This window comes from Flavobacterium sp. B114r, assembly GCF_056824125.1.
In genome coordinates this window covers 4,369,269-4,382,198 of record NZ_CP124858.1, presented here as the reverse complement: position 1 = coordinate 4,382,198, position 12,930 = coordinate 4,369,269, and the positions used below count along the sequence as shown (strand labels likewise).

Genomic DNA, 12,930 nt, shown 5'->3' with positions numbered 1-12,930 from the left:
AAAAAAATGATGATACCTAACAGGTTTTAAAAACCTGTCAGTATACTTTACAAACTATAGAAAACCAAAAAACCAATGTTAAAAATAGCCATTTTAGGACTCGGAGAAGGCCGAAGCACCATGTCTGCAGCTTTAGGAAGTTCAAAATTAGAACTCGTAAAAGTATGCGACAGAAACGAAGAATTGTGTAAAAAGAGAGCAAGGGAATTTGATTTCCATTCCTACACAACCAATTATGATGATTTACTAAAAGATGATTCCATTGATATCATCGCCATTTATACACCTGATCATTTGCATGCTGAACATATAAAACAAGCTTTATTACACGGGAAACATGTAGTTTGTACCAAACCTTTTATTGATGATCTTTCTGATGCTGCAGCACTTTTAGAACTCAGTAAAAAAACAGGTAAAAAGGTTTTTATAGGTCAGAGTTCAAGATTTTTTGAACCTGCAAAAAGACAGCGAAAAGATTATGAAGAAGGATTAATAGGAGATTTAATTACTATCGAAGCGCAGTATCACGCTGATCACAGATGGTTTTTAGAGAAAGAATGGTCGTTGTTGCAGTCTTTCAGATGGCTGTACGGTGGTTTAAGTCATCCAGTAGATTTTATCAGATGGTATTTACCTAATATCGAAGAAGTAATGGGTTATGGAATGATCAGCAGTAACGGAAGTGCTGCGGGTTTGAAAAATGAAGATACGATGCATTTTATATTTAAAGCCACAGACGGAAGAATTGCCAGAGTAAGTGGTGTGTATACTTCGCCAACACAACCTGCGCAACGTGATAGCGGAATGAGTACGATTTTAAGAGCAACTGAAGGCGCAAGTCAGGCAGATTACCATGAATTGCGTTATGCTGTTACAGACAAAACCGGCGAAGAAAAAGTAATTACGTGGGGAGATTCAACCTTAAAACATTATTTCCGTTTTGAAGGGCAAAGCCATCACGCAGGAGAATATCAAAATTATCTGGAATATTTTGTAGACAGCATCGAGCTCAAATTTACGGCGTATCCGGATATGGAAGAAGGCATAGGAACCGTAGCTTTACTACAAGCGATGGATAAATCACTACAAACCGGATTGCCAGTAAAATTAGCTGACGTTCTTAATGAATACGGGCTATGAACAGCATCTACGATAAATTAACAACGCTCGATTTTATAATTGTTGCCGTTTATCTGGTAGCTTTATTAATTATTGGCTGGGTTGTTAGCGTCAAGCAAAGCAAGAAAAACGAAACCCTTTTTCTGGCTGGAAATTCATTAAACTGGTACAGCATTGGGTTCAATATGTGGGGAACAAATGTTGGTCCGTCTTCGTTATTGGCGTTTGCGAGTATTGGTTACGCAACCGGAATTGTAGCAGGAAATTTTGAGTGGTACGCCTTTGTTTTTTTACTGCTTTTGGCAATGGTTTTTGCACCGCGTTATATTGCGAGCAAAGTAAGTACAATGCCGGAATATATGGGAAAACGCTATGGCGACAGCACACAAAATATCTTAGCTTGGTATGCTTTAGTCAAAATTTTGGTAAGTTGGTTATCATTAGGATTATTCAGCGGAGGTGTTTTAGTACGTCAGATTCTTGGAATCCCAATGTGGCAAAGTGTGACAGTTTTAGTAATTTTTTCAGGAATTTTTACTTTTGCCGGAGGATTAAAAGCCATTGCGAAAGTCAATGTTTTTCAGATGATTTTATTGATTGTCGTTTCATTAACCTTATCTTATTTAGGTTTACAAAAATTGGGAGGAATTGATGTTTTAATTGCAAAAACACCTTCTAATTTCTGGAATTTAGTACAGCCGGCAAACGATGCGCATTATCCATGGCCCGCCATTTTATTAGGATATCCTGTTGCTGCTGTGGCTTTCTTTTGTACAGATCAATCAATGGTGCAGAGTGTTTTAGGAGCCAAAAATCTGGAACAGGGACAATTGGGAGTAAATTTCATTGGCTGGCTAAAAGTTATGGCGTTGCCTTTGTTTATTTTACCGGGAATCCTTTGTTACGCCTTATATCCTGAATTAGGCAAAAACTCTGATTTGGCTTATATGACAATGGTCACAAATCTGTTCCCAAGCGGAATGAACGGTTTGGTTATTTGTGTGATGATTGCCGTTTTGGTAGGAACAATTGGTTCGTCGCTAAATGCGTTAAGTACCGTTTTTACGAATGATATTTATGTCAAGAAAATCAACCCGACAGCTACTATAAAAGAACAGATTAAGATTGGAAGAATCACCATTGCAGCCGGATGTTTGTTTGCAATTCTGATTGCCATTGCAATCGATAATATAAAAGGACAAAATTTATTCAATATATTTCAAGCGGTTTTGGGCTTTTTAGCACCTTCATTATCTGTCGTTTTTCTGTTAAGTATTTTTTGGAAACCAACTACAAAAAAAGCTGTAAACGTTACATTATCCTGGGGTTCTGCATTTAGTTTATTTGTGGGAGTTTTATATCTATGGATATTTCCTGCCGATAAATATGCAATTTGGCCACACTTTTTATTGATTTCATTTTACATTTTTGCCGTATTATTAGTCGCAGCAGTTATAATCTCATTATTAGATAAAAGCCCTGAAACCAATTTTTCAGTTGAAGTTGATATTCCTAAAACTAGTATGAAAGTTAAGCTGTTGTTTGGTTTGTTGGGATTAACTATTTTGGCTTTGTATTTTGTTTTTAATGGGAATTGAAACTATATAAAAACAAACTTCTAATAAAAACGAAAGACTGTCTCAAAAAGGCAGTCTTTTTTTGTTTTTTTGCGTACTATTTGTCATTTCGACCAAAGGGAGACTCGAGCGATAGCGAACAGACGAAGTAAATCGCATTCAATTTTCGATAAAGATTGACTAATTTCTATGCGGAGTTTCTTGTGTGATTTCTCCCTTTTGTCTAAATGACAATATTGCGATTGTTGTACTGGTTAAAAAGATTTTTTATATTTTATTTTGGTAGAGTAGAAACCAACAACTCTCGAACATCAACTTTCAAAAATTTAGAAATTTCATAAAGTGTTTCAATAGAAGGCTGATATTCATTAGTACACCAGCGAGAAACAGTGGATACAGTTTTACCTAAATGTTTAGCTAATTCCTTATTACTTCTATTGTTTTCAACTAAAACAACTTTTATTTTATTTAACTTAAGTTTCGACATAATGTTGATTTATTGCTTTTTTATGCAAATATGATGTATTTTAAATATAATGAAAAGTATAATAAAATTATTCAAAAGTGCTGTAAAATTATAATTTTAATATATTTAGTTATTGTTTTTAATAAAATTTTTACTATATTTTCTTTAATGAAAGTAAAAACTTAAATAAAGCGATCAGGAAAACGACAATTAAAAGATATCGGTTTCGAATACGGGCGATCTGTAACAGTTCGACATGAAAAAGATATAATTATCATCATGGCAAATACTAAGATTGAAAAGATCACAAAGTATTGATTATTTATATTTTTAATGGATATTAAACTCAGATCAACTTTAAAGAATAATAAAAAAAGTGCTTCAGAATCCCTGAAGCATTTTTTTTTATGATAGTTTTTAAGAAGCCTGAGTGATAAATCTCACAACCCATTATCTATTTGAAAAAAAATCAAATAAAATTTAAAGAATTAAATAAAAAAAAGGGACTAAAATTACGGTCATGGTATAAAAAAGGTTAATTATTCCGCGTAAACAGGACAGTGCAGGGTATGAAATGTAAAAATAACGTTTATCTTTAGCCTTAAATTATTGTTATATGCAGAACCAATTTTCAATTTCCAGATTTTTGCTTGTTTGTCTTATTTTTTGTTCTTCGGTTTTTCTGTTTGCGCAGGAAAAATCAAAAGAAGCGACATGGATCTGGTATCCAGGAGATTTTGAAGTTTGGTTAAGCAATAAAATGCAGGTAAAACGTACAGAACGCGAAGCGGTATTTCCGCCGCTTTGGCAATATTATAGTCCTTATGCGCTGGTAACTTTTCAAACAGAAGTAGATATTCCAACACCAGACGAAGTAAAAATTTATTCAGAAGGACCTTTCCAATTACTTTTAGATGGTATTCAGGTTTATGGGCAGCCAAAATCAATAACTATTCCCGCCGGAAAACACAAAATTTCCTTCAAAGTTTATAATCAGGAAGTATTGCCGACAATTTATATCGATGGTAAATATGTTAAATCTGACGCCTCCTGGAAAGTGACCAACGAAGATAAACTTTGGATTGATGAAACAGGAAAAGCACAACAATCCGGTACACCATGGGTGCCTGTTGGTTCCTGGAATTTTGATGCACCAGAGAATAAACCTTCAGGATTTAAACTGACTACCAAGCCTATGAATGCTAAAAAAGCAGAAAAAATAGGGACTGGTCAATTAGTAGATTTCGGTAAAGAAACTTTTGGTTACATTAAAATTCATGGTTTAAAGGGAAAAGGTAAAGTAGCACTTTATTATGGTGAATCTCGTGAAGAAGCGCTGGATTCTGCAAGATGCGAAACCTTAGATCATTTATCTTTTGATGGAAATCAGCCTGCAACATACACACATAATGGATCCAAAGCGTTCCGCTACGTTCAGGTTCAGGCAGATGCAACGGTAAAATATGATTCTATTTCGATGCTTTATGAATATTTGCCATTAGACTATCGTGGTGCATTCAGATCTTCAGACCAATTATTGAATCAAATTTGGGATGTGTCCGCTTACACAATGCATCTAACGTCCCGCGAATTTTTTATAGACGGAATTAAACGCGACCGTTGGATTTGGTCTGGCGACGCATATCAAAGTTATTTAATGAATTATTATTTATTCTTTGATTCGGCTTCTGTAGAACGAACGATGTTAGCGCTTCGTGGAAAAGAACCTGTGACGGCTCACGTTAATATCATAATGGATTATTCGCTCTATTGGTTTGTGGGTGTTTACGATTATTACTTACACACAGGCGATACAAAATTTATCACAACTTTTTATCCGCGAATGAAGTCACTTATGGAATTCTGTTTAAAAAGAAGAAACACAAGCGGATTCCTGGAACCACTAGAAGGCGATTGGGTTTTTATTGATTGGGCAGACGGATTACCAAAAACAGGCGAGGTTAGTTTTGAGCAAATGCTTTTAGCAAGAAGTTTAGAAGCGATGGCGGTTAGTGCTGAAATTGCAGGTGAAAAGGAAGACCAAAAAGAGTATAAAAAATTAGCTGATGATTTAAAGACAAAATTATTTGATGTGTTTTGGGATAAAAAACAAAACGTTATGAAGCATCAGCGTATAAACGGCAAAGTAGAAGATATTGTAACGAGATACGCTAATATGTTCGGTATTTTTTTCAATTACTTTAATGAAGAGCAAAAACAAAGTATAAAAAATAAGGTACTGCTCAATAATGATATTCTTAAAATCACAACGCCATACATGCGTTTTTACGAGTTAGAAGCTTTGTGTGCTATGGGCGAACAGGATTACGTATTAAAAGAAATGAAAGATTATTGGGGCGGAATGCTAAAAGAGGGCGCAACATCTTTCTGGGAAGAGTATAACCCAAACAAAAAAGGAGCAGAACATTTAACCATGTACGGACGCCCTTACGGTAAAAGCCTTTGCCACGCTTGGGGAGCAAGCCCAATTTATTTGTTAGGGAAATATTATTTGGGCGTAAAACCAACTTTACCAGGATATTCAGAATACGAAATCAAACCTAATTTAGGAGGTTTAAAATGGATACAGGGAAAAGTACCAACGCCAAACGGAGAAGTAGAATTGTATTGCAGTACCAAAGAAATCACAGTAAAAGCGGCTGAAGGCGAAGGGAAATTGATTTTTGAAAGTTCAGCTAAGCCTAAAACAAATTCAGGAATAATTACAGCATTAGCTAAAAATAAATATCAATTGATTGTAAAACCTAATATTGAATATAAAGTGAGTTATAAAGCAATTAGTTTTTAGTCCACAGTTTGTAAACGTCTAGTGCGTCATTTCGACGAAGGAGAAATCACACGCGTAACCACAAAGATTGTCGATTATAAGTAGGGAATTTCTAATGCGATTTACTGCGTCTGTCCGCTATCGCTCGGGCTCCTTCATTGGAATGACAAAAAAACTCAAAAAATAAAAAAACAATGTTTTCAAAAAATACAAAATACAATTTCAAATTAAATACAGTTTTTCTGGTATTGTTTTCAGTTTGTCTTCAATTTTCAGTTCTGGCACAGAGCCAGAGATTAAAACCCGCTTCTTTTGAAGTTATAAAATCAAACTACAAAACATTCAAAACAACACAGTACGCACACGTATTTTCAGGAAGCAAACATAATATTGTTCGTTTAGCCCCGGAATTGAAAGGTTTGCAAGGTGTAGAACTTCCTTTAGAAGCATATAAAAAAGGAACAAACACTCCTTTGCAATTAAAATTCAAAGAACCGGTTCAGGTTTTGATTGGGGTTTTTCAAGAAAATAATCAGGAATATCTTCAATTAAATAATAATGCAAATTCAAAATTAGTTTTAGAAAATGCAGTAACCATTACAGGTTTACCGCCAATAAATATTTATGCGATTTCTTATCCTAAAGGAACCCAGACTATAAATCCGGGAAAAGGATTGTTCGCCCTTTTGGGTGTTGTGAAAAGCAGTCAAAAATTAACCTTAAGAAACGCAGAACTTCCGAACGGTAAATTATGGAATCCAACGTTTATCGTTGAAGGATTTTCAGACGAGAAACCCCTTTTCGAAATTATTGGAGGAGAAAATAAACCTGTTGTAGAAGAAGGAATGCCCGGAACCGAAGGAATTCAAGGCGGTTTTGAAGGCGGACGCGTGGTAAAAGTAGGCGATACGTATCATATGTTTCCAACCGAAAGAGCCGGAGAAAAAGGAGTAGATTATTATTATGATCGCGTAAAAACAAGAATCGGACACTGGAGCAGTAAAGATGCTATTCACTGGAAAAGAGAATCTACTATATATCAGGCAAGCGGTACATACGCCGTAACCGAAGACGATAACCCAATGAATGATCGCCGTGCCGCAATTTGGTCGTATATGCCGGTTTTTAACGAAAAGGCAAACAAATGGTACGGCTATTATTTAGCCTATACAGTGAGTAAAGAAATAGAACCAAATCATTCATTTGGAAGAATTTGGAGATGTGAATCGACAGTAGACGGTATCAACGGAATTGGTGGTCCGTACAAGGATATGGGAATCATTATGGAACCGGGATTAGACTCAGAACCTTGGGAGGGGCGTCAGGGCGTGGCTTCATTTTTTCCTTATAAAGTAGGCGATAAGTATTTTGGTTTTTACAGCGGAGCATATCCTTTTAATTCCTGGGCAGATTATCCAAAGAAATCAGGAAAAGGCTGGTTTGTGGCTTTAGCCGAATCAAAAAGTTTAGAAGGTCCATGGTCAAGAATAAAAGAGGGCAATAATCCGATAAAGACAATGCATCCGTTTTTTGTAGAAAATCCAATTGTGAGTCAGCTACCAAACGGTTTATATATTGCCATTTTTGATGGAGGACCGGACGGTTGGGGACATCATTTGCCTAATATGATCGCCTATTCAGTATCAAAAGATGGTAAAAATTGGGGAGAAGCAAGATATCTTCCCATAGAAACAAAAGTCGATAAATGGTGGGATATTATGAGAACGCCATTATGTCTAATTCCAGAAGGAAATGACGTTTACACCATTGTTTACGCCGCAATCGACCTAAAAAGAAGATTTCACCCAATGGGAATGGTTAAAGTAAAATTAAACAAAGACGTAATGGAATCCCGTTTAGAAGAATTGAAGAAATAGAAAAAAGATATAAGAAACAAGATTTTAAAGAATAGAATATAGAGTATAGAGTAAAGAATATAGAAACTTTGCGACTCTGCGTCTTTGCGAGATTAAATTGTTCGCAAACAAATAAAAAACTTAGCGACTTAGCGCCTTCGTGGCAAAAATAACATAAAATGAAAATTAAATATTTATTAATCGCCTTAACAGTACTTGCCATAACAAGTTGTGCAACAAAATACAAGAAAAGAGAAATCAACGAAACCGTAATGCAGGAGATTTACAACGAGATCAAAACGCCTTACAAATATGGTTTGGTCATGGTTCCCACAGACAACTCCTATAAAATGGATTGTCCGAGTGTGTTTAGAAAAGACGGAAAATGGTTCATGACGTATTTAATCTATGGCGGAAGAGGTTACGAAACCTGGCTGGCAGAAAGTGATGATTTATTGCATTGGAAACATTTAGGAAAAGTAATGTCTTTTTCTGAAAATGAACAACATTGGGATGTCAACCAAAAAGCAGGATATATTTCGTTGCAGGATCCAACATGGGGAGGAAGTTACGAATGGGAAAAATACGATGACAAATACTGGATGAGTTATTTTGGCGGAGACAGCAAAGGTTACGAAGCCGGAGTATTGTCTATTGGAATGGCTTATACCAAAGAATCACCAACAAAAGCGCATGAATTTGATCGTCTGGACAAACCTGTTCTGACTCCAAAAGATAAGGACGTAAGCTGGTGGGATAACAGCACGATGTATAAAAATACCGTAATCAGAGATACAGAAAAACAAACCGGACATAATTTCATCATGTATTACAATGCCCGTGGCGATAGTTTGAAACCAGCAAAAGGAGCAGAAAGAATTGGAATGGCAGTCTCTAACGATATGAAAAGCTGGAAACGTTTTGGTAAAGATCCAATATTGAACAATCATAAAGGAATTACAGGCGATCCATACATTCAGAGAATTAACGATACCTGGGTGATGTTTTATTTTGGTGCTTTCTGGAAACCCGGAGCTTTTAACCGTTTTGCGGTTTCGAATGATTTGATTCACTGGAACGATTGGAAAGGCGAAGATTTAATCAAATCATCTGAACCTTATGACGATTTGTTTGCACACAAATCATTTGTAGTAAAACACAACGGAATAGTATATCATTTTTATTGCGCCGTAAATAAAGCAGAACAAAGAGGAATTGCAGTAGCAACTTCTAAAGATTTAGGCAAAAGCGAAACGAATTTTGTGGCGCCGCCAGAGAAGAAGAAATAGTTTTCAGTCTCAGTTTGAATTGCCAATAGGTATAGTCCCTACGCGACATTTTTACATTAGCTGCCGATGTTGCTATCAATATTTAATCACTACTAGATATTCCGTTAGGAATTTAATATTGGTAGTATTAAGAAGGTAGAAATCAATATTTAATATCTGCGAAATATTACGTTAGGAATTAAATGTTGGAAGCAAAAAAAAACATTTGCAAATAAGTTTTGTCCCGTAGGGACTACATAATATAATAAGTTAATAATGAATGAATTAAAATCAATGTCAATTTATATTCGTCAATTTTTCAATTTTGAATTTTCGATTAATAAATTATATTTCACATTTTGCATCTTACTTTTTACGGTTATGGGAAATGCCCAATCCGTAACAGGAGAACCTGCGGGAATTCCCGAAATACCTAAAAAGTACGAATTTGCTCCTTGGGAAGATCCAACGGTTACGAGTATCAACAGACAACCATCAAGAGCAACGGCATATTCATACACAAATATCGAAGATGCCTTAAAAGGAGACAGAACAAAAAGCCGACTTAAAATGCTTACTGGAGATTGGGATTTTAAATATGCATCTAATCTTAAAGAAGCTTCTAGAGATTTTTATAAAGGAAAAGTCAATGGCTGGAAAAAAATAGAAGTCCCGTCAAATTGGGAATTAAAAGGTTATGATATTCCAATTTACAAAAGTGCCGTTTATCCGTTTCGACCTATAAATCCACCTTTTATTCCTAAAGATTATAACGGAGTTGGGTCCTATCAACGCAGTTTTACCGTTCCTGAAAATTGGAAAGATATGACAGTAACTTTGCATTTTGGAGCTGTAAGTTCCGGATTTCAGGTTTGGCTGAACGGAGAATTTTTAGGATATGGAGAAGATAGTTTTTTGCCTTCGGAATTTGATATTACGCCGTATTTAAAAGAAGGCGAAAATGTAGTTTCGGTTCAGGTAATTCGTTGGACAGACGGTTCATATCTTGAAGATCAGGATCATTGGCGCGTAAGCGGAATCCAGCGTGAAGTTTTTATTATGGCAGAGCCAAAATTACGCATTCAGGATTTCTTTTATCAAACCAAATTAGACAAAGAATACAAAGACGCTTCTTTTCAACTGCGACCAAAAGTTGAAAACCTGACAGGCGAAAAAATCAAGGATTATACTTTTCAGGCACAATTATACGATGCCAATAATGTAGCTTTATTCAAAGAACCACTTAAAAAACCGGTGATCGATATGATCAACGAAAGTTATCCTCGTCTGGATAATGTACGTTTTGGAATGTTTAAGGAAAATATCACTAATCCAAAAAAATGGAGTTCAGAAGAGCCTAATTTGTACACTTTGGTAATGTCGATAAAAGATGCAAACGGAAATATTACAGAAGCAAAAAGCTGTAAAGTTGGTTTTCGTTCAGTTGAATTCTCCAAGGAAAACGGAAAAATGCTTATCAACGGAAAAGAGACTTATGTTTATGGTGTAAACCGTCACGATCAGCATCCAACCAGAGGAAAAGCAGTTACAAGAGAAGATATTAAGGAAGATATTACCACCATTAAAAAGTTCAATTTCAACTTTATCCGAACCAGCCATTATCCTAACGATCCTTATTTCTATGATTTATGTGATCAATACGGAATCATGGTGATGGACGAAGCCAATCAGGAAACTCATGGTATTGGCGGAAAACTAAGCAATGACCCAAAATGGACAAATGCGTATTTAGAACGTATGACGAGAATGGTCGAAAGAGATAAAAATCATCCGTCAGTTGTGTTTTGGAGTTTAGGTAATGAAGGCGGAAAAGGACCAAATCATGCTGCAATGGCAGGTTGGGTTCACGATTTTGATATTACACGTCCTGTACATTATGAACCCGCACAAGGAAACCCGAGATTAGAAGGTTATATTGATCCACTTGATCCAAGATATCCTAAAACAATCGATCACGCGTACAGATTCGAAAATCCGCAAGACGAGCCGTACGTTGATATGGTCAGCCGATTCTATCCGGGAGTTTTTACACCAAAGTTTCTGGTAGATCAGAAGAAAGACACACGACCAATTATTTTCGTTGAATATTCTCATGCAATGGGAAATTCAGTTGGAAATTTAAAAGAATTATGGGATGAATTCCGTTCGCTTCCAAGAGTTATTGGAGGTTGCATCTGGGAGTTTAAAGATCAGGGATTATTGAAAAAAGATCCGGCAACGGGTCAGGAATTTTTTGCTCATGGCGGAGATTTTGGCGAAAAATACCATGACGGAAACTTCAATACAAAAGGAATTGTCGATTCTAACGGAAAACCAAAAGGTTCTATTTATGAGAACAAATGGATTTACCAACCGGCGACAAGTACATTAAAAGATAATTTTCAATTAGAAATTAAAAATCGTCAGGCCGTAAAATCTTTAGCTGATTATATTCCGGTTTTGAAAATATTAGAAAACGGAAATGTGATTAAAACTCAGGTATTAAAACCTTTCAATTTAGAAGCAGGACAATCTACAATTTTAGATGTAAAACAATATCTGCCTAAACTGAAAAAAGATGCCGAATATTTTCTGAATATCGAGTTCCAGCTTTCAAAAGAGGAATTATGGGCTTCTAAAGGTTATACAGTTGCAGAGGATCAGTTTTTGTTGAAAAAGCAAGACGTAACAATTGATTTTAAAGAGAAAGATTCTAAGTTTAAAACAACAGAAACTGAAACAGATTTTAAAATAAAAGGAAAATCATTTGAGATCAATATTAGCAAGGCAAACGGAGCTTTGAGTTCTTATGTTTTCAATGGCGAAGAGCAGGTTTTTGCACCGCTGCTGCCTAATTTTGTAAGACCACTTACGGATAATGACAAAAGAGGCTGGAAATCGCACAAACTTTTAAAACCGTGGTATCAGGCAAAACCAAAAGTGGTAAGTACAAAAATGGCGATTGCAATTGACGGAACAACAATTACGAGTGAATATGAAGTCATAAAAGACAGTGCGAAAGTTCAGGTTGTTTATAAAATCAATAAAAACGGAATTATAAAAGTGGATTATAGTTTGAAAGCAACAAACAAATTACCAAACATTCCAAAAATTGGAATGCAAATGGGAGTACAAAGAAAATTCGATCAGATTTCGTGGTACGGAAAAGGAGAATTAGAGAATTACATTGACAGAAGTTTTGGATCGTTTGTAGGGAAATATTCGTTGCCAATTAATGATTTTCTGGAGCATTATGTGAAACCTCAGGAAAACGCAAACAGAACAGAAGTAAGATGGATGGCTTTTAGAACACCTCAAAAAAATAAAGGTTTATTGGTTGTCGATGATTCCAAAGTTTTAAGCATGAGCGCGTGGCCATATACGCAGGAAAATCTAAGCGCCGCCAAACATACTTTTGATCTGAAAGATCCGGGATTTTTAACGGTAAATATCGATTTGATTCAGATGGGAGTGGGAGGAAACGACAGTTGGACTTTAGTAGCCCAACCTTTAGAACAATATCAAATTAAGTCCGGAGATTATCAATATAGTTTTTATCTCGTTCCTTTTTCAGGTTCAAAAAATGGCCTGGATGAAAGTTTGAAAAAATTTAAGTATTAAGTTATGATCTATCCTAACAGGTTTCTAAAACCTGTTAGGTATTTCTGTTTAGAAGCTTAGAGATTAAAGATATATTTTGTTATTTCCATCGAAAAGATACTCGAGCCGATAGCGAACAGACGAAGTAAATCACACTAGTAGCTCGACAAAGATTATCGAAGTTCTTTACGGAATTTCGCGTGTGATTTCTCCTTCGTCGAAATGACAAAAATGTGAATAAAATAGTATGTATTGA

Annotated in this window: 7 protein-coding genes; 6 read left to right on the top strand and 1 reads right to left on the bottom strand. The window is 35.6% G+C overall.

What is annotated here, in order from left to right; genetic code table 11:
• The first annotated feature begins 75 nt into the window (after positions 1 to 75).
• On the top strand, positions 76 to 1,140 hold the full coding sequence (locus QLQ94_RS18460) for a Gfo/Idh/MocA family protein (protein ID WP_271334148.1): 1,065 nt from the start codon (positions 76 to 78) through the stop codon (positions 1,138 to 1,140).
• On the top strand, positions 1,137 to 2,717 hold the full coding sequence (locus QLQ94_RS18455) for a sodium:solute symporter (protein WP_271334149.1): 1,581 nt from the start codon (positions 1,137 to 1,139) through the stop codon (positions 2,715 to 2,717). The genes QLQ94_RS18460 and QLQ94_RS18455 overlap by 4 nt, the downstream gene beginning before the upstream one ends.
• 253 nt (positions 2,718 to 2,970) lie before the next feature.
• On the opposite strand, the gene QLQ94_RS18450 is transcribed toward QLQ94_RS18455, so the two are convergent.
• Complete coding sequence (locus tag QLQ94_RS18450; protein WP_271334150.1) at positions 2,971 to 3,183, bottom strand: helix-turn-helix transcriptional regulator; 213 nt, start codon at positions 3,181 to 3,183, stop codon at positions 2,971 to 2,973.
• Between the two features lie 595 nt (positions 3,184 to 3,778).
• Between QLQ94_RS18450 and QLQ94_RS18445 the strand changes: the two genes are divergently transcribed.
• From QLQ94_RS18445 to QLQ94_RS18430, 4 genes are all read left to right on the top strand, one after another.
• A complete protein-coding gene (locus tag QLQ94_RS18445; RefSeq protein WP_427401623.1) occupies positions 3,779 to 5,971 on the top strand; it encodes an alpha-L-rhamnosidase-related protein in 2,193 nt (730 codons plus the stop codon).
• Positions 5,972 to 6,144: 173 nt separating this feature from the next.
• Positions 6,145 to 7,827: a glycoside hydrolase family protein gene (locus QLQ94_RS18440; RefSeq protein WP_482498082.1), complete on the top strand. Its 1,683-nt coding sequence runs from the start codon at positions 6,145 to 6,147 to the stop codon at positions 7,825 to 7,827.
• Between the two features lie 158 nt (positions 7,828 to 7,985).
• Positions 7,986 to 9,095, top strand: a complete 1,110-nt coding sequence (locus tag QLQ94_RS18435) for a glycoside hydrolase family protein (protein ID WP_271334153.1) — start codon at positions 7,986 to 7,988, stop codon at positions 9,093 to 9,095.
• 255 nt (positions 9,096 to 9,350) lie between these two features.
• Complete coding sequence (locus QLQ94_RS18430; protein WP_271334154.1) at positions 9,351 to 12,695, top strand: glycoside hydrolase family 2 TIM barrel-domain containing protein; 3,345 nt, start codon at positions 9,351 to 9,353, stop codon at positions 12,693 to 12,695.
• Positions 12,696 to 12,930 lie beyond the last annotated feature (235 nt).